Annotated in this window: 13 protein-coding genes, 1 tRNA gene and 1 pseudogene; 8 read left to right on the top strand and 7 right to left on the bottom strand. The window is 40.3% G+C overall.

Annotated elements, in window-relative coordinates; genetic code table 11:
- Positions 1–140: 140 nt before the first annotated feature.
- The 5 genes from MSVAZ_RS11985 to MSVAZ_RS11960 all read right to left on the bottom strand — a co-directional run bounded on the left by MSVAZ_RS11985 (position 141) and on the right by MSVAZ_RS11960 (position 5,913).
- Positions 141–1,913 carry an MFS transporter gene (locus MSVAZ_RS11985; protein WP_198146745.1) on the bottom strand — a complete coding sequence of 591 codons (1,773 nt, stop codon included), beginning with the start codon at positions 1,911–1,913 and terminating at the stop codon, positions 141–143.
- A 4-nt stretch (positions 1,914–1,917) separates the two neighbouring features.
- Entirely contained in the window at positions 1,918–2,382 is a 465-nt protein-coding gene (locus MSVAZ_RS11980; RefSeq protein ID WP_084626134.1) for a PadR family transcriptional regulator, read from the bottom strand.
- A gap of 546 nt (positions 2,383–2,928) precedes the next feature.
- A complete protein-coding gene (locus MSVAZ_RS11975; protein ID WP_048121265.1) occupies positions 2,929–3,786 on the bottom strand; it encodes a hypothetical protein in 858 nt (285 codons plus the stop codon).
- Positions 3,787–4,343: 557 nt separating this feature from the next.
- The gene (locus MSVAZ_RS11965) at positions 4,344–5,201 is read right to left on the bottom strand and encodes a methanogen output domain 1-containing protein (protein ID WP_084626133.1); all 858 of its coding nucleotides are present in this window, start codon (positions 5,199–5,201) and stop codon (positions 4,344–4,346) included.
- Between the two features lie 4 nt (positions 5,202–5,205).
- A complete protein-coding gene (locus MSVAZ_RS11960) occupies positions 5,206–5,913 on the bottom strand; it encodes an ATPase domain-containing protein (protein WP_048121260.1) in 708 nt (235 codons plus the stop codon).
- Between the two features lie 473 nt (positions 5,914–6,386).
- Here MSVAZ_RS11960 and MSVAZ_RS11955 point away from each other — a divergent pair.
- The 3 genes from MSVAZ_RS11955 to MSVAZ_RS11945 all read left to right on the top strand — a co-directional run bounded on the left by MSVAZ_RS11955 (position 6,387) and on the right by MSVAZ_RS11945 (position 10,468).
- Positions 6,387–6,480, top strand: a tRNA-Arg gene (locus tag MSVAZ_RS11955).
- Positions 6,481–7,202: 722 nt separating this feature from the next.
- Positions 7,203–9,395, top strand: coding sequence for a hypothetical protein (locus MSVAZ_RS20905; protein ID WP_052727969.1), 2,193 nt, complete (start codon positions 7,203–7,205; stop codon positions 9,393–9,395).
- Positions 9,396–9,763: 368 nt separating this feature from the next.
- Complete coding sequence (locus tag MSVAZ_RS11945) at positions 9,764–10,468, top strand: pentapeptide repeat-containing protein (protein ID WP_052727968.1); 705 nt, start codon at positions 9,764–9,766, stop codon at positions 10,466–10,468.
- 198 nt (positions 10,469–10,666) lie between these two features.
- Here the strand turns inward: MSVAZ_RS11945 and MSVAZ_RS21305 are convergent.
- A pseudogene (locus tag MSVAZ_RS21305) lies at positions 10,667–10,876 on the bottom strand (IS4 family transposase); the annotation flags it as partial.
- Positions 10,877–11,318: 442 nt separating this feature from the next.
- Here MSVAZ_RS21305 and MSVAZ_RS21300 point away from each other — a divergent pair.
- From MSVAZ_RS21300 to MSVAZ_RS11930, 4 genes are all read left to right on the top strand, one after another.
- On the top strand, positions 11,319–11,468 hold the full coding sequence (locus MSVAZ_RS21300; RefSeq protein ID WP_232316082.1) for a hypothetical protein: 150 nt from the start codon (positions 11,319–11,321) through the stop codon (positions 11,466–11,468).
- The gene (locus tag MSVAZ_RS11940; protein WP_232316081.1) at positions 11,465–12,469 is read left to right on the top strand and encodes a tetratricopeptide repeat protein; all 1,005 of its coding nucleotides are present in this window, start codon (positions 11,465–11,467) and stop codon (positions 12,467–12,469) included. The genes MSVAZ_RS21300 and MSVAZ_RS11940 overlap by 4 nt, the downstream gene beginning before the upstream one ends.
- Positions 12,470–13,101: 632 nt before the next feature.
- Complete coding sequence (locus MSVAZ_RS11935; protein WP_052727967.1) at positions 13,102–13,950, top strand: SAM-dependent methyltransferase; 849 nt, start codon at positions 13,102–13,104, stop codon at positions 13,948–13,950.
- Between the two features lie 165 nt (positions 13,951–14,115).
- Positions 14,116–15,084 carry an MBL fold metallo-hydrolase gene (locus MSVAZ_RS11930; RefSeq protein WP_232316080.1) on the top strand — a complete coding sequence of 323 codons (969 nt, stop codon included), beginning with the start codon at positions 14,116–14,118 and terminating at the stop codon, positions 15,082–15,084.
- Between the two features lie 71 nt (positions 15,085–15,155).
- On the opposite strand, the gene MSVAZ_RS11925 is transcribed toward MSVAZ_RS11930, so the two are convergent.
- Positions 15,156–15,494: a hypothetical protein gene (locus MSVAZ_RS11925; RefSeq protein ID WP_048121256.1), complete on the bottom strand. Its 339-nt coding sequence runs from the start codon at positions 15,492–15,494 to the stop codon at positions 15,156–15,158.
- Between the two features lie 1,543 nt (positions 15,495–17,037).
- Between MSVAZ_RS11925 and MSVAZ_RS11920 the strand changes: the two genes are divergently transcribed.
- Positions 17,038–18,591: a M20/M25/M40 family metallo-hydrolase gene (locus tag MSVAZ_RS11920; RefSeq protein WP_048121254.1), complete on the top strand. Its 1,554-nt coding sequence runs from the start codon at positions 17,038–17,040 to the stop codon at positions 18,589–18,591.
- The last annotated feature ends 55 nt before the right edge of the window (positions 18,592–18,646 follow it).

Here is an 18,646-nt window from a genome sequence, read left to right as displayed (position 1 = left end):
AGTGATTCTATCTGGATATTACAACCACGGAAAACACGGAAAGCACGGAAGAAACACGCCTTTACTACTTATTTCTGTGTTTTCTGTGCTTTCAGTGGTTTTCAAAAAATTCATTCCTGACATACTTTGGAATCAATGCATTAGGTATGCGTTTCCTCTACTGCTGCAAGATCACCAATATTGCTAACCGAGTTGTGAGCCTCGTACACATACCTTTGTCCCCTCATTGCCGACAGCACGGCAGCTATACCACAGAGTAAAGCTCCGATTATGAACGAAATCCGCAGCGCTGGCATGAATGCCTGCTGTAATGTCTGCGGGAACCAGTAGTTACTTGTCAGTGTGGTCACGATTTGTTGCGGTATTGAGCTAACAATACTCGAATCCATAGATTTCAGAACTGAATCCATAGGGTTGTAGCCCAGGAAAGCAGAGAACAAAGCGTTGGTCGGTGACATACTGGCTAGATAACTGGCGAGCTGTTGCACAGCAGGGATAATCTGTTCAGACCCAAAGCTGGCTAACGAAGCCTTAACTGCACCTGGGAAAGCTTTTTGAATTCCCACAATCACGACGGTGAAGAATACGGACATGCTCAGGGTACTGGCTGAGTTCGCTAACGTGGACAACATGCCCGACGCGACACCCCTGTTTTGAGGCGGCACAGAATTCATTATCGATGAGCTGTTAGGAGAGGCAAACATACCGTTACCAATACCCATGAAGAAAATCAGTATTCCTAGCTCCCAGTAGTCAAAGTTATAGGGAAGCAGCGAGAGCCCGACGAAGACAAATGTAACGATAGCCATCCCTGTAGTGGCGATCCATCGAGGACCATACTTGTCCGAGAGCATCCCGGAAATCGGGCCCATGACCATAAAGCCGAGAGTCATAGGTAACATATAGATACCTGCCCATAACGGTGTGTCCTCAAAGCTGTAACCATGAAGTGGCAGCCAGATCCCTTGCAGCAGAAGAATAAGCATGAACATTGCACCACCTCGTGCAATAGCTGCAGTAAAACTGGCGAGACACCCGTAGGCAAAAGCCCTGATCTTGAAGAACTCCAGCTTGAACATAGGGTTCTTCACCTTGCTCTCGACAAACGGGAAAGCGATCAGCAATAAGATCCCGATACCTAACGCTGCCATTACCCAGGGGTTGTTCCAGCCCATTGCATCGGTTATACCATCATGCTCGTAAGGCATCAGGGCATAAGTGACACCGATCAAAAGCGAGGTCAGCCCGCCGACAAAAAGTAAGTTTCCCACAATATCGAGGCTGGTTCTGGATGCCCGGAACGAAATATCTTTCATCTTCCAGTAGGACCACACTGTTCCAAGAACCGCAAAGGGAATGTTGACCAGGAAAACATAGCGCCAGTTGTACGTTGCCAGTACACCACCGAGCAGCAAGCCAATGAACTGGCCGGACATGAAGGCAACCATATTTATGCCGAGTGCCTTTCCCCTCTCGCTGACCGGAAATGCATCTGTAATAATTGCTGAGCCGTTTGCTATAGTGAATGCACTGCCTACAGCCTGTATGAGCCTGAAAATAACTAGCTCAAGAGCACCAGCATTGCCTGTGCCAGGCGTTAGATAGAGCAGGGTTGAACCGATAGCGAATATCAGGAATCCAAGCCGGAACAATTTTACCCGACCATACATGTCCGCCAGCCGGCCAATAGTGAGGAGCAGTGTAGCCGTTACCAGGCCAAAACCCATCAGGAGCCACAGTAAGTACTGGAATGCACCCGGAGCCATTGGGTTCATATGGATTCCCTTGAATATTGCGGGAAGGGAGATCAGGATAATGCTGCCGTTAATAGAGCCCATCAGTGATGCAAGGGTCACATTAAACAGTGCAACCCATTTGTATGCAATACTTTTACCATTGTGATTTTCACTCAATTTATTACCTTCCGTTTTTATTGTTATCATCTTCTTGATCCTGGAAATCACAGTCTTGCGCTGCCTTTGACTGCTGCATAACACCCTGGGTATCGTCGACCTCCCCTTTTGCATCACTGTTATCGTCACCTTCAATCACATTGTTGACGATCCGGGACATTTCGTTCAGGAGCTCCAGTTTTTCCTGTGTCATGCGGTCCAGTCCTTTCACTCCCTTGGGAGTGATCGTGTATACTTTTCTGCGTTCGATCCCCTCGCTCTGGATGAATCCTTTTGACTCAAGTTTCTCCAGGATTGGGTAGATCGAGCCTGCGCTCGGAGTCCATCGCCCGTTTGAGCGGAGCTCGACCGTCTTGATGATGTCATAACCATGAGTAGGTTTCTCTTTAATAATTTTCAGCACGATATACTTGAGAAAAGCCCGCCTGATTTCTGTACACATTTTATTATTCTCGATGCTTTCTTCCATAGTTCGCACTCCGATATATCGGCAAGTGATATATCGGTAGGTAATATAGTATTTATATCTTTTTGGTAACTATTAATCATCTAAAAATCATCTAAAATTAGTTCGATTCTATTGGTTTTGAAGTAATATATGCCAGGTAACTAATGATGAAAAAAGAAAAAGTAGGATCATTTGATAATAATTAAAGACGACAAAATCACTGAAATTTACCAGTTAAATCTGAATGAAGGAAGTTATTGATGCGGTCTTACCTGGACTGAATAGTTACATTATTTTTTGGTTCACGGGATTAAGATATGCTTAACTTCACCGAAACAGGATACAAAAGCTGTGAACAGTATTAAGGTACTCTGGAAATACAATCAACCAAATAATTGGGAACGATATATTTTTTGGTCTTCTCTCTGGATCTCATCTCTTGGCTTTCTCTCTGGATCTCATCTCTGGGTCTTCTTTTGGTTTCTCCCAAAAATGAGGTAAATATTGAAGTAAATATTGAAGTATATTTTTACGGTAGAGACTATATTTTCATAACTTGTCTGTTTTTCATAACTTGTCTGTCAGTACTTTCTTCCTGCGGTTGGCCGTGTAAAACTTCATGAAAACGGCTCCTGCCATCAGTAAGGCAAGCCCGGCAGAGAAATATGGAGATTTTATGACATCCCATCTACCTGACCAGACAAGGAAGCCGGTAAGGAAAAGCGCTGAAGACCCGGCAATTCCTGAAATCTCAAAAGGAATTTTCATAGAGCCGAGGGTAAACCTGTTCTGGTTTTCAAGGATTTCTAAACGGGATTCAAGTTCCTTTATATACTCACTTTTTTCATCTTGCTGAACCTTGAGATTACGGAACTCCATATCCAGTTTTTCGATTTCGGGTTTGAGGTTGTTATAAGTAAAATTCGAAAGTTCGGATAGAGCAGCATGAAGGGAACGGAGACTTTCGGATAGGCTTGAAAAAACCTCATTTATGCTCTTGATTTTAGAATTGGCTCCGGACATTTCGGAGGAATTTTCCCCGGAAAATGTAGAAAAATTCGAAGGCTCGCTCGAAGGAAGTACTGCACTGAATTCAAAATTTGAAATATTTCCTTCCGAAACTGAAGGGACTAAATCCGAAAAAAAAGAATTTCCGTGAATAGAAGCTTCAGGAGAAACCGACGGCACCTGTGGATAAATTGAGGAGTGTGAAGCGATGCTTCCTGCATTTTCCCCCGGATAAAGTCCTGTAAAATTTCCTGAGAAAACTCTGCCAGTTTGCATTTCAGGAGAAGCTCCCATAGAAAGGCGTCTCTCGACCGCCCGGAGTCGTTTTTCAAAACTTCTTATGCTCTGATCGAAAACCTCGATTCTTCCCTGCAAATCCTCCCTGACTTCGGGATCTGCCTGACGTAACTTATTCAATTAACCATTACCCCCTTAATTTTGTACTACAGAATCAGGCCCAAGACTATATAAAATTTTTGAGGTTCGTGTGTTGTTAAGATTAGTAAAACAAAAAGTCATAACCAGAAAAGAAGAATGACAAAAGGAAAGAACGAAAGATCTTCAGAACAGATATTTAATTCAGTCAGCCGATTTATGATTTCGTCTACAATGCATGAAAATTCTTCCGAATCAGGACATTTCCAGGATACGTTTAATTGGAATATGAAAAATAGTCAATACAAAAATAATTTTATAAAGATATCACAAGCTATGAAGATATCACAAGCTATAAAGATATCACAGGCTATTTTTATTTATTGTAGATCATGGTCAAAATCGCATTTTTTTGAAAGAAAAGTCATAAAGACTGAAAAAAACTCATGAAAAAATATTGATCTCAATATATTCCCTACAAAAAGTCGGAGTCAAGGTAGAAAATCTAAATGCTGAAAATATGAAATTGCAACTTTCGAGCTATGGCCATTCGCTGAACATGAAATTTAGTAAAAAACTGATTTCAGGAAAACTAAATTTCACACTACCTTTATAAGGAATTCACAGCAATCGTTCCTGTTCCCTATAGTCTTCAGCGCCTCTACACTGAAATCAGAGTCCACTTTCAAAGTTATGTCCGAAAAAATTTTCCGGGTCAAGGTGCATAAAATAGGATTTTTACGGGCTTCTTCTCCTTTCCAGGGGCATTTTGTTCCCCTGACTATCCATGAACTTTCTTTTTCACCCTTTTCAGAGGAAAAGCTTCCACCCAGCTGATTCATTATCTCGGCACAGACCTCACCTGCATAGGCGAAGTCCAGTTCCCTGTTCTCAAGGTGATATGTGTCGAACAGCATTTTTTCGACCATGCCTGTCATCTGGTTAATTATGACCTTTTTTTCCTCATTAGAAATAACCCTTAGAAGAGTGGGAATAATTGCGGTAAGAATACTCTGTACCCGGTTTTTTACCTCAAGGCTGTTGCGGTCAGCTACCAGTCGGTCATGCATGCATTTTACCCTGAGTAAGGATTTTACCCGGGTCTTAAGCTCAAGCCTGTTTATAGGTTTCGTAAGAAAATCATCAGCCCCGGCCTCAATTCCTTTTATTCGGTCTTCAATTTCAGAAAGAGCGGTGAGCATCAGAACCGGAATGAATTGAGTTTCGGGGTCTTTTTTGATAATTTTGCATACCTCATAGCCGCTTATTTCAGGCATCATGATATCCAGCAAGATCATATCGAGCTTTTCTTCCTTTAATTTCTGGATAGCTTCCTTTCCACTGTTGGCAGTAATAAGATCATATGGCTCCACCGAAAGGTAGGCCTCTATAAGCTCTATGTTCTCAAGCACATCATCGACAATAAGGATTTTAGGTTTGTTATTTTCATTCTGCAAGGTTTCACCCCCTAGACTCACGAATTACAATCCCTTCAGATGTAATTTCAAAAACAGACATTTCAGGGGAAATAGGGGTACTGCGCATCTTGGGTATGCTCAGGTAGCGCTCCATTTTTCCAAGATAAGAATTTTCCCTTACTAAAAGGTGAATAGATCCATAAACCGAATATTCAGCAAGCTGGTAGGTCATGTTGTGTGCGGACTCATCCATGATTAAAAGAGCTGTACAGCCTTTCTTCCTTACCATGTAGTTTAGCGCGTCAAACTGGTCTCTTAGCTTTTTTATGGAAATCCTGAGAGCAAAGGTACCTATATTATCTATTACGAGGCATTCCGTTCCTTCATGTATTAATTCTATAAGATTCGGGATTTCGAGGTTCAGGCTTTCAGGCTTAAAACCGTATCTGGTCTGTTCTATTATTTCCGAACGGCTTTCGAAGATATTTTGTATAATAAGCTGTCCACTCTCATAGTACGTTGTGAAGTCGCGCCCTAGCAGGCTTGCCTGATAAAGAATATCTTCAGGACTTTCCTCAGTTGCGATAATCATACATTTTTTGCCTTCAAGACAATTTTTATAAATAAAATGGATTCCAAAGATTGTTTTCCCGCTTCCTGCTATACCGGTTATAAGGGTTACTTTATTTGCAGGATAACCCCCACTCAGCTTCCTGTCCAGCTCCTCTATGCCTGTTGAAACCCTTTCCATTTTTGTAAATCCTCACTTTTTCTGTACTTTACCCTTATAGCTTCCCGGACTGTGAATATATATAAGATTCTTAACTTAAAGGCTTAGAACAGTCTCTAAATGACCCTGAGATTTAGAAGCTGTTTATAAATAGAGAAAGGTTTACTATTTTTCATTAGCTTTACAGTAATTTCATGAAAATCATCTTCCATGAAAATCATCTACTTTATTTTTTTAACTCAGTTTGTACTGCTAATTCTGTTTCACTTACTATATATTTTTATTTACTCCTCTGCCATCCTTATCCAATTTGAACATTTTGTACTGAATTTTCAGAAATGTTTTTTTCCCAGATATGATATTTAAAATTCAAAATAGTTTGAGAGACATAAAATCCTACTCCTGGCCTAATTCTCGCTACCTGTATTCCCTGCAGCCTTAATTTTGAGAGAAAAGTTTAATATGGATAGCTTCTATCAATAGTGCTGCACCAAGGGCTCGTAGGGTAGCCAGGATATCCTAATGGGCTTCGAAGTAAGATAATTACGAAGATACCCATTGACTCGTGTTCGAATCGCGGCGGGCCCGCTAACTTATTTTTTCCTGTCTTTTCCTGTTTTTTACTATTTTTTCCTGTCTTTTCCTGTTTTTTACTATTTTTTCCTGTCTTTTGCCTGCCTTTTGCCTGTATTCTCTATTCTTCAAAAGCAATGCATTCTTTTTCATAGATCATCGGCTGTGGAACTCTTTTCGTCTCATGCAATCCTTTTCCATATTTATGTCCACACCATCTTCAAACTATTAAGTCCTAAATTTTATATTAAACTTACAAACGTACACTGAGACCTGTAACTAAAAATTCACTTTCAGGAAAGCTGTCAGGAAAGATTTTTGCCTTAACCGGGAGCACATAAACGGGAAGTACATTTTTGAATTACTGACAGATCGGGAAAATAGATCGCATACCTGTGTATATCTGTGGAAACTGGATTGGATACTTGATAAGGTAAACTTTATAGAAAGATCATAAACTATTCCGAAACTCATGTACACAATGACCTTAAAAATAGTACTTAATTCCAAAGACTTACGCACTCGATGTATAAAATCAAGTACATGAAACATTATAGTTTAAATTCACATTATAGTAAAATATGTCTTAAGATTCTGTTTTTCAAACTTGACCACATTTTTAAATTTTCATCATATATGAAAAATTTATTTTTTATTATACAACTTGAATAAGATACATTTTATACTTCAAGCACCTAAACTTTATACAAATATAAATAAATCAAAAGGTGCGGTTCATGAAGACTATAGAAAATCCTCTGAAATCAAATCAAAGATTAGTATTAACGGTTGCAATCTCGGTGTGCGCTATCGTGCTTTTTGGCGTCATTCCAAACGCCTATGCTGAGGAATCCGCAAATACCACATCCGACGTGGTCAACGGACCCACTGTTAATCCCTACCTGGCATCTTCACTTTATGCCATCACACATTTTGACTCTTCGCAGAGCGACTCTACACCCTACGGGCCTCCTCGCGGTAACTTCACTGTAGACCCAACGACTCAACCAACTGTCTCTGGCGGCCCGATAAACATCATAACTCTTGCATCCACTAATAAGAGTTACATGTGGGCAGTTGGAAGCGATCGCGTAAGCTACGTTAATGCGACCGACAACAATTGGACTGCGGTGGCAAAATATGAGGCACTTGCAGATGCGTCAAACAACTCATCTCCGGCTGTTCCGGATGAAAATTTCAGTACCTTTGGCGAGTCGTCTGCGGTGGGAATGAACACAAGCTCGATGAATAGTTCCTTGAAAAGCCTTTTCGGTGAAAATTACGCAGACCGCTTTGGGAATGGGCTGTACTCGGTAGTCGATAACGAAAACGTGCTGTATACAAATTATGGAGATAACCTCTACGCGTTTGCATTAAACGATCCGAACAACCCATCTGCAGGCATAAAGAAACTCTACATGCTAGAAGATGTAGTCACTGCTATCCAGGGCGATGACCACCCGCCGTACGCAAGATTATTTGGCCTTTCCATGACATACGACGGCTACCTTATTATCACTTTTAGCAATGGAGTGGCAGTCATCAATCGCGACCTCAACACAACCTCTACATCTTTTTACAAGCTTGGGAGCGGTGAGTACGTTAGCAACTCAGTTGCTGTAGATGAAAACAATGGCATATATCTGGCAAGTGATAGTGTCATGCACAAGCTCGTCTGGAACGGCAAGAATCTTTCCGACAATGAAGCTGATGGTGCATGGTCAAGCCCATATACCAATTCGGAACAACCTCCTATGATCAAGGTAGGCAATGGCACAGGGTCCACTCCAACGCTCATGGGATTCGGCGACGATGAGGATAAGCTGGCGGCCATAACCGATGGTGCCAAACAGATGAACCTGGTGGCATTCTGGCGCGACGAAATCCCTGAGGGATCCGAACGTATCGCAGGGCAGATTCCGGTAACTTGCAATTTTACAACCCTTCCCGAGTGGATACAGACGGAGCAGTCCGTAGTCGTATCTGGATACGGGGCCTTTGTTGTGAATAACATTCCGGAAAATGTCAGCTCTGACCTGTTAGGCCAGAACAAGATTCTTCAGGTCTCGCTCATGGGCCCGGCATATGATACTGCATATGGTGCCGAGCGCTTCCAATGGAACACATCAACAAATGAATGGTCTTCAGTATGGGCAAGATCAGATGTTTCGTCGACGAGCATGGTTCCGATTTACAGCCAGTTGGGTAATATGGCCCTCATCAATGGTTACAGGTTGCCAGATGGCTGGGAAGTGCTCGGACTTGACTGGGATACCGGTGAAACTGTCCATCAAACGATTTTTGGCGATGCGAACTTCGGAAACGGGGCATATGCATTGCTGGAGTACCTGGAAAATAATGATCTGATTTTCAATTCCTTCGCGGGCCCAATTCGTATCGATTACAACAATTCAAACCTGTCTTCTGGAGCAGATGGAGCTGGCAGTTGGGAACTTACTCCTGAGAATTCCGCTGGAGATGTAATAGAGATAAAAGGAACCGGCTTTGTGGGAGATACTGCGAAAGTTCAGGTGTCCTTCGAAAAAGATGTAACGGTACAGGATGGAGAATACGAGTACATGCTTGAAAATATAATAATCCCCTCCGGGTTCGACAACAGTTTTACGGTGCAGGCAACAGGAGCTGATGACCTTAATGTGAGAGCAAAGATTATTCTGTGGTTAACAAAAAGCGCAAAGGCACAAAACGGGATTGCTACTGTTTCCCAGATGGGTGTTCCTCCAGGGACATATAATATCAGGATCGATGGAAAGGCAAGTGGTTCTACTGTCAAACTCAAGATCACAGCTGTGCAAGAGGTGGAAGTAGATTCAGAAGGAAATCTCAACTATGAATATAATACTAAGTCTATACCGGCAGGCAGTTTTAAAGTAATAATCGGTGGCGTTGAAAAGCAGATTGAATTATAAACCTGCAGAAAGATTGAATTAAAACCTGCAGAAAGATTGAATTAAAACCTGCAGAAAGATTGAATTAAAACCTGCAGAAAGATCGAATTAAAGCCTGCAGAAAGATCGAATTAAAGCCTGCAGAAAGCCTGACTCTGGACAAAGGCTCTTCGTTGTTTTGTGTGGATATCCTCATTGTATTCTCATAAAAACCAACGTGGTCTTGAATTGAAACCATCTTATCCATAGGGAATAACGAAGAGCCAGATTTCCCTTTTTTTGAACACAGTTAGCCTGTAAATTTCGCTCCGGATGAATGAACCTCGGAGAACGGATGGTATCTTCCTAGAATAGTAATATTTATTTTTATGGAACACCAATTATTACATATGAACATTATAGAGAGAAAAAACTATAGAGGAGTTAACCTTCCAGGCGCTCATCTTGAAAAAAAGAACCTTATATGGGCTAACTTTCAAGAAGCTAACCTTCAGGAAGCTTATCTCATAAAAGCTAACCTTACACAGGCTGATTTTCAAGGGGCTAATCTTTATAGAGCTGACCTGCGCGGGGCTGACCTGCGCGGGGCTAACTTCCAGGAGGCAAACCTCCAGGATGCAAACATGCAAGGAGCCGACCTCTCAAATTCTTACCTTTTAGAGGGTGTAGGCACTAATCTTCAAGGAGCTAATCTTCAAGGAGCTAATCTTCAAGGGGTTAACTTTACAAGGGCAAACCTTAAGGGGGCTAACCTTCAAGGAGCAAACCTCCAGCTATCCAATCTCCATCTGGCTAACCTTCAAGGAGCTAATCTTCAAGGAACTAACTTCCAGGGAGCTAGTCTTTATGGAGCCGACCTGCGCGGGGCTGACCTCCAGGCAGCTGATCTTTATGTAGCTGACCTTCAAAAGTCTGACCTTCAAGAAGCAAACCTTCAAGAAGCTAACCTTCATGAAGCAAATCTTCAAGGAGCTAATCTAAATAACGTGAAAAACTTATCATTTGACCAGCTCTCTAAAGTAAAAACTCTTCATAACGCAAAATTAGATGAAGAAAATTTTACGCTACTTGACGAGCAATACATTACCGCTTGAAAAGCTCAGGTAAAAATGAGTTAAGAATAATACTGAAAATTTCAAGTGGTTACATCAATTTTTTTGTTTATCGCCTGCAGACTTAACTGTTTCAATGTTTTTTATTTCTGATTCTCAAGAAATAGTTTAGTCTAATGAGACGGGATTTAAAGAGATTAAGTAACTACTGTTCTATAATCCATTTTTATGATCCTGTATTGAGTTCCTTACAATAGAATATATTCTTTTGATAGCGATTAACGTTAATATAGGAGTCCATATTAGAAATTCAATTATGTGCACATTTTTTGTATGAGGAACATCAAGGTTATATTCACTTTTTAATTCTTTGAAAAGAAGTTTTATGTCTCATCTTACCCTGTATAACTTTGCAATGTCTTCAGAATCCAAAACATCTTTTTGCAGGTTGTCTCAAAATTCTACCCATTTCTACAATTGGATATATTGGAATTGTTGACTTTACATTCAGATCGAGAATTATTCTGAAATTCAGATATGTATTTGCCTTGAAGCATAGCATATTATCTTACTTGTAGAATCAAATGTAGTTTTGAGACAGCTTGAATAGATAAATTTGCGCTCAAGGGTGAGTTCTCCCTTTCTGCAAGACAATCTATTACCCTGGATTTAATATTAACAGGATCAGCTTGAAATAAGAAAACGGAGTTTGGAATAAAATTTCCCGAAAAATTTACTACTCATAAGGAGAGGTGGGGTGTGTACAGGATTCTACTGACTTCCCTTTGCAAAGAATCATCACTCTAAACCGAATCATCACTCTAAACCGTATCATTACTCTAAACCGTATCATCACTCTAAACCGAATCATATGGAACTGATATTATGGCAAATGATTTTAAAGAAAATAGAAGCAGACGAACAGGAAAACCGGGCAGAACAAACAAAACAGATGGGACAGGCAAAACAGGTAAAAGTGGTAGAGCGGGTGGAACAGGCAAAACAGGCAAGAGAACAGGCAGAACCGATAGAACTACTGTGACAGCTTATGACCGCCTGAACAAAGCCCTTGAAGCACACGAAAAGGCCCTTAAGGTAAACCCTGAAGATGCCGCAGCCTGGGCTGGCAAGGCAGCAGTGTTTCTAAAGCACAGAAGGTATAGTGAATCCTTAAAGGCGATTAAAAAAGCTCTTGAAATCGAGCCTGAAAACCCTCACTACCTTTACGAAAAAGCTTTTGTGCTCCTGCAGCTCAACAGGGAAGGAGATGCGTTACAGGTCTTTGACAGGTTACTCGAAATAAAACCTGACAGCGATAAATCCTGGAATCTAAAAACTTCAGTACTTTGCAGGCTAAAGCAGCACGAAAAAGCTCTTGCGGATTCTGAAAAAGCCCTTTCTGCAAACCCGAAGCTTGCAGGAGCATGGCATGCAAAAGGTTCTGTGCTTGCGGATCTGGGCCGATATGAAGAATCCATAGAAGCTTATGACGCCGCGCTTAATCTTAACCCGAACCTTGCAAGAACCCTTGTGGGTAAAGGTTTTGCTCTATACAACCTGGACAGGCCTGTGGAAGCCATGATAGCTTATGACGCTGCCCTCAAAATAAACCCTGATAATGCAAAGACCTGGATAGGGAAAGGCCTTGTCCACCTCAAGCTCGGCAAATTCAAAAGAGCTCTTGCAGCCTGCAGTAAAGCGATTTCAATCAAACCTGATTCTTCCGATGCCTGGTACTGCAAAGGCATGTCCCTTTCAGGCCTTGATAAAAATGAAGAAGCTCTCGGAGCTCTTGAAAGGGCCCTCCGGCTCAATCCAGACCATATCGAGGCTAAAAAAGCCCTGTTTTCCGTAAATTCTAAGCTCGGAATAGATCTCGATGAAGACGAAGAAGAAAGAACCGAAGAAGAAAAGCCGAAAGTGAAGAAAAGTATGTGGACAAGAAAAAAGCCAACAAGTGAGATTATAAAGGAAAGTCTGGGTCAGGAAAAAGAGAAAATAAGAAAAATTAGCAGGAAGAACTTACGAACAAAGAAAGAGTAAAAAACCGGCGAGCCTTACAAAAGCATAACTATAGGAAAAGAGAAAAAGAAATAATTCTCTTCTCTCTCTGTAGAAAAAGGAGTAAAAGATACCGCTAATTTGGGGGCGAGCGGTTTTTAACCCCCCCGTCAAGTACACCATTTTGATTTGTACACTATTTTGATTTGTACAATTGGATAATACCCATTTTAATTTTTATTCATTTGATCATCGATTAAATGAGGAATCGTGACAAATTGCGTCAATTTCCACAACACTTATCAAAAATTTCAATCCGTTATGGGCTGGAACAGAATATCGATTTCATGTATATAGGCCAGAATTTAAGGTCGGCTTCTAATGCAAAATCGATAGCTTTTAGGAAAGAAAATTCCTTAATCGATGACCAATGGTAAACTATTGAGATTAAGACCTTTGCTTTTATGCTTGCTAAAAATATCACAGAAATGAAGCTTTTCATGGTAGAATTGAAGGCAGGCAGTGTTCCAATAGAAAGACATATATTAGGAATTGTAGGTCATGCTCTCTGTTTTGTGATGTTCGTTTGATCGAATAACACAATGTTGATTCTTCAGTTCAACTGCGTAAGTCCTATTTACTTTATATATAAGAACCTCAAATAATTTATTTAAATGCCCCACAATCTTTTCTCTATTTTCTCTCAACCTTTAAAACCCCCTCTTTTCGAACCCGGTGAGCCTCGTTTCTGGGACGATCCATATATCTCGAAAAGCATGCTCGAAGCTCATCTTAACCAGACCCATGACGGAGCTAGTCGAAAAAATGCTGAGATCGAAAAAACAGTTTGCCATCTCGTAACCTCAGGATTCCTGAAAACCGGAGATCGGGTACTTGATCTTGGCTGTGGGCCAGGGCTGTACAGCAGTAGGCTGTGTTTTGAAGGTATGAAAGTAACTGGCATCGACCTTTCCAGACGGTCTATAGATTATGCGCGGGCTCAGGCTGAAAGAGATGGACATGATATCGATTATATTTGTGCAGACTTTTTCAATATCGATTATGAAGGGATTTTTGATGCCGTTCTTCAGGTCTATGGGGAAATCTGTACCTTTTCCGATGAAAAACGCGACATGCTCCTGAGCCTCGTTCGCAGAGCACTTAAGGACGACGGAATTTTCATCTTTGACGTGTCCACAAGAGAGCTACGCATGCGGGAAGGGCTCAAAAACAGGTGGTATTTCTCCGAAGGCGGGTTCTGGAGACCGGGCAGGCACTTTGTGCTGGAAGAAGGATTTGATTATCCGGAAAATGATACCTGGCTAAATCAGTATATAATCGTGGATGAAGATGGGACTGTAAAGGTTTACAGGCTATGGCTGCATGACTATTCCCTTGAAATTATAAGTCGGATTCTTGAAAAGAATGGGTTTAAAGTTGAACAGGCATGGAACAGTCTCTCAGGAGAGTTATACAGTAAAGGCGGGGACTGGATAGCGATAGCTGCAAGGAAAGCACAATGAGTATGGAGAAGAACATATAGATGAGTAGATTTCCATCCATTCACATGTATAAATTTTATATTTTCTCTATAAATTTTATATTCCCATATAAATCCTATATCCCCTGTATAAATCCTGTAGTATTACAAAAACGGTTAGAGAAACTAAAAGTTACTGATGTTTAATATGAATAACACCGATATGAACAAGCTGAATATACGGGAAGCTGACCGGCTGGAAGTAACAATCCTGGTAGATAATTATACGGATATGCTGGTAGAAAGTACTGACATATGCAAAAGGCCGCATTTACCTATTCCTCATACACTTCTTGCAGAACACGGGTTTTCGTGTTTAATTAAAGTCTTTGCCGGGGATGAGAAACATACCTTGCTGATGGATGCGGCAGTAACTCCAGCCTGCCTTTTTAGTAACGCAAGGTTTTTGAAAGCCGACCTGAGCGAGCTTGAGGCCATTATTCTCAGTCACGGACATCCGGACCATTTTTTCGGGCTAGAAGAAATCCTAAAGTTTCTAAATGAAAAGGGAAAGACTAAAATTCCGCTTTTTCTTCATCCCGATGTCTTTCTTGAAAGGCGTCTCAATGTTCCCGCAATCGGGAGCCCGGTCACAGTGCCTTCGCTTGATGAAAGCACCCTGAAATCAGCAGGAGTTAGTTTAATAAAATCTGAAAAACCTGTCTCGGTTGCAGACGACCTTATTTATACAACCGGAGAAGTTGAACGCACAACAGCTTTTGAAAAAGGGTTTTCGTGGGCTGAAGCAAAAATCAATGGTAAATGGACAACTGACCCTTTCCGGGACGATCAGGGACTTGTGATAAAACTTAAGGGCAAGGGGCTTGTGGTAATCAGCGGCTGCGCACATGCCGGAATTATCAACACAGTTGAATACGCAAAAAAACTTGCAGGAATGGATAAGGTTCATGCAGTGCTCGGAGGTTTTCATCTGACAGGCAGGACTTTTGACCCGATAATTCAGCCTACAATTGATGAGATGCGAAGGATAAAACCTGATTATGTCGTACCCATGCACTGTACAGGCTGGAAAGCCATAAACAGGCTTGAAGAAGCAATGCCAGAACAGTTCCTGCTCAATACTGTAGGCACAACTTATGTATTTAATGGAAATTAACAGAGCCACTTAAGCAGGCATCTTAATTTGAAGAATTAAGTACACAGATGCCATCATTTGAACAAATTTTATTACCCATTTAACATAGCCATAAAAAGCACCATTAACATACATGCAAAAGAAAAGACAAGCACAAAGATTGCCTTTTTCTGTTCTTTTTCTTGTTCTCTGGATAGGTGATCTGGTACTCCCTTTATATACAGCACAAAAAATAATGGCACTAAGACTGATTCTATCCAGAAGAAATACTTAATGTCTTCATAAGATGCCATCTCAGTCATAATCAATAAGATTTGCGCAATTGTAAACCAGACTATAACGATATAAAGCCTGATAATAGTCTTTTTGTTTAAAAAAAGAAATTTAGAACTATTTTTGCTACATTGAATATTAGTTTTAGAATCTGTCAATTGTACAACACCCTAATCTATTGAAGAAAATAATGTTTAAAAACTTTTTTGTCCGAGTTCTAAATATTTAGGACTTATTCACTTGAGAACCAAAATCAATTACGTCAGAGACTGTGGATTAAAGTCACGTTTTAGACAGTTAACGGGATGATACTGTCAGATTTGAATGGAGGAAGATCTCCGTTTTCACACTGCATTTTTCACACAGCCTGCACAGAATACCTGAGCTTGAAAAGCAGGGCATATCTATGCTCTTTGAATATTTCCCGAAACTTGTTATCGGTTGATAAATTTCCGGTCACGCAATTTTCTGTCAACCGCATATTATCAAAAGTTCATCTAAAATTATTTGGAAATAATTCCGTAAAGAATTTTCCTCAGCTTAAGTAAAACAATAATTATAATATGTAATACAAAGTAGTAAAAAAGAAATCAAAAGTATTAAATACTGGTTTGTAGTATAATTAAGTGTCTCTACCAAACAGACACGAGTAGCATAACTAAGTGTCTCTCTGAATAGACACGATCTAAATCGCCTCCTAGATTGTTGAAAGCACCAGAATCTCTTTTGCCCCCTGCCTGCGGAGTAAAACAGACAGGGGCAGGGTGCTGAATAAAGAATAAGAAATCAGATTTAAGGTGTTTTACCCCACTGTAAGCCGTGAACTATATTCTTACACACTCTTCTATAAGATAGAAGTATTTAAATTCAAGTATTCTTTTTGATGACGCGTTATTTATGTTTTTTCATATATAAATCTTCAATTATCTAAGTATGAATTAATCTGAAACTATACCACTTTACATTTTTTCCGTGACTGGTTGTCTTAGTGACTGGTTGTCTTAAATTCTACTTCTATATACTTGAACTGAAACCAGAGGTTAAAACTCTTCAAAGTCTAATTAAAGCTTGTTTGATTAAACTTCCTTTCCTAAATTCGGACTTACGCAGTTTAACTGAAAAATCAATAGCATCAGGCAGTAAACGGTTTAATACGTGACTTTAATCCACAATCTTTGCTATTATTTATTTTGTTCCTCAAGTGCGTAAGTCCTACTAAATTTCTCATTTTGGAGTGAAGTTATTAATGATTAATAAAAAGCGGAAAGTATTTTATACACGGTCACACATTTTTAATAATACTTACACGGTTGAGCATAAGTCACCCGGTAAAACGTTAAAAATATCTAAAACGTGCATTTTCAAATAAACACAGTTTTGCTTTATTTTGGGTTTCAGGCGCGCAAGTATTATCAAACATTAAACAATTCCTCCGGGATTCTTATTACAAAATTATAGAAATATATCAAAATAAAAACGGTAGTAATGAAGATGTTCTCGAAAATAAACTAAAACAATGCTGTTTGTTCAATTGGATAACATGTCAGGGGAATCATTATCCATAAACAACTTTGTAATAATTCTGAACTATTTTTCTGTCCAGATAAAAGAAGATCAAATGCTGGTTTCTTTGAGATGTACTTCTGAATGATCAATACAGCGAAAGAGCTTATGCGATAAATATTCAGGAGTAAGGTGTAAATGTCAGAAATATTAGATGACTCTTTTGAGCCAAAGGCAGTGCATGACCATTTTATGAAACTAACAACAAAATATCACCCATCTGGTGAGGAGAACCAGGTTCGTGAGTATGTTATAGAGTGTGCCAAAAAAATAGAAGGTGTAGAAGTCATTCATTATGATCCAGGAGCTAAAGATCCCGGAGAAAGAGTAATCGTCCTTCGTAGAAAGGGCTCAGGGGATTATGCCAGTGAGCCTTATGTCACTCTACAGGCTCATATGGATATGGTATGTTCCCCTGATAAGAAAATTTTTCCATTAAATGTCTTTGGTTATCTTGATAACGAAGGTGCAAAATGGATAAAAGCAGGGCATACTGACAGCATTGATAATCCAGAAAAAGGTACCACCCTGGGTGCAGACGACGGAATTGGGGTAGCCAGCATCCTTACCCTTCTGGAGGATGAGAAACTCAAAGACTATCCACTTGAGTGTTTTTTCACGGTTCAGGAAGAGACCGATATGGGAGGGGCTGCAAATTTTGATAAAAGTCTCTTGATCGGTAGAAGGTACATAAATCTTGACGCTGAAGTTGTGGATACTATTATTTATGGCAGTGCAGGAGGGTGTAGTGTCCAGTACGAAGGAAATTTTACTTTATCAAGTATTCCAGGCGGTTTTATCAACCTGAAATTATCAATCTCAGGTCTTCTTGGAGGGCATTCCGGAATCAACATCAATAGTGGAAGGCTTAATGCCATCAAAGTTCTCACCGAAATCCTCATCAGGTTCAATAAGCGGCTAACAAATATTGATATTGATGGCGAGGGCATTAAAAGTTATGATCTTCGTCTTATTTCATTGCAAAGAGATGAAGATCCTATCTCAAACAAAATTCCAAGCTGTGCCAGCGCCATAATTACCATTCCTAGCGGCGATAAGGAAAAATTTGTAAATGATTTTAAGGCTTACTGTGAAGCTTTAAAGGTACAGTCTCAACCAGAGGAGAATTTAATTTATGAGATTGAAGAGGTAACTCAAAATTCTTTTGATGAAGCATCGACAGATGCACTTCTGTGCCTGCTTCAGCGGATACCCCATGGAGCCATCCGCATGATCCCGGAAAAACCTGATCTGGTGGAAACTTCAAGTAACCTGGCAAATATTATCCTGCAAAACGTGCTAATCAAGGCTTCAAACCGCAGTTCGGATATGGATTCCATGACTTCCCTTATCCAAATACAAAAATCAATAGGGGAACTCTTCAAGCACACGGTAGAAGTAAGTGATTCTTATCCGGCGTGGAAACCAAATGACGATTCGGACTTACTTCATAAAGCAGATGGAGTGTACAAGCAAATATACCCTGAAGGCCACAAGGAAACCGTAATCCATGCAGGCCTTGAATGCAGCTATATTGTGGAAAAATACGGTGACTCTATAGACTGCATTTCTATAGGGCCTACTATAATGAACCCTCATACCGGGGGCGAACGCCTTAAGGCAGACACAGTGGAAACTTTTTACAAGGCAGTAACAAATCTTATTCAGGAACTTTTTAAGAAAAGTGAATAATACAATAATTGGAAGCATAAAAAGTGAATAATACAATAATTGGAAGCATAAACTC

The organism is Methanosarcina vacuolata Z-761 (genome assembly GCF_000969905.1).
GTDB lineage: Archaea > Halobacteriota > Methanosarcinia > Methanosarcinales > Methanosarcinaceae > Methanosarcina > Methanosarcina vacuolata.
This window is presented reverse-complemented; position numbering and strand designations above follow the sequence as displayed.

What these genes read in the sequence shown, in the direction of transcription:
- MSVAZ_RS11980 (WP_084626134.1), bottom strand. Translation starts at nt 2,382, where the DNA reads ATGGAAGAAAGCATCGAGAATAATAAAATGTGTACAGAAATCAGGCGG.
- MSVAZ_RS11960 (WP_048121260.1), bottom strand. Translation starts at nt 5,913, where the DNA reads ATGGAAAGGGTTTCAACAGGCATAGAGGAGCTGGACAGGAAGCTGAGT.
- MSVAZ_RS20905 (WP_052727969.1), top strand. Translation starts at nt 7,203, where the DNA reads ATGAAGACTATAGAAAATCCTCTGAAATCAAATCAAAGATTAGTATTA.
- MSVAZ_RS11945 (WP_052727968.1), top strand. Translation starts at nt 9,764, where the DNA reads ATGAACATTATAGAGAGAAAAAACTATAGAGGAGTTAACCTTCCAGGC.
- MSVAZ_RS21300 (WP_232316082.1), top strand. Translation starts at nt 11,319, where the DNA reads ATGATTTTAAAGAAAATAGAAGCAGACGAACAGGAAAACCGGGCAGAA.
- MSVAZ_RS11935 (WP_052727967.1), top strand. Translation starts at nt 13,102, where the DNA reads ATGCCCCACAATCTTTTCTCTATTTTCTCTCAACCTTTAAAACCCCCT.
- MSVAZ_RS11930 (WP_232316080.1), top strand. Translation starts at nt 14,116, where the DNA reads ATGAATAACACCGATATGAACAAGCTGAATATACGGGAAGCTGACCGG.
- MSVAZ_RS11920 (WP_048121254.1), top strand. Translation starts at nt 17,038, where the DNA reads ATGTCAGAAATATTAGATGACTCTTTTGAGCCAAAGGCAGTGCATGAC.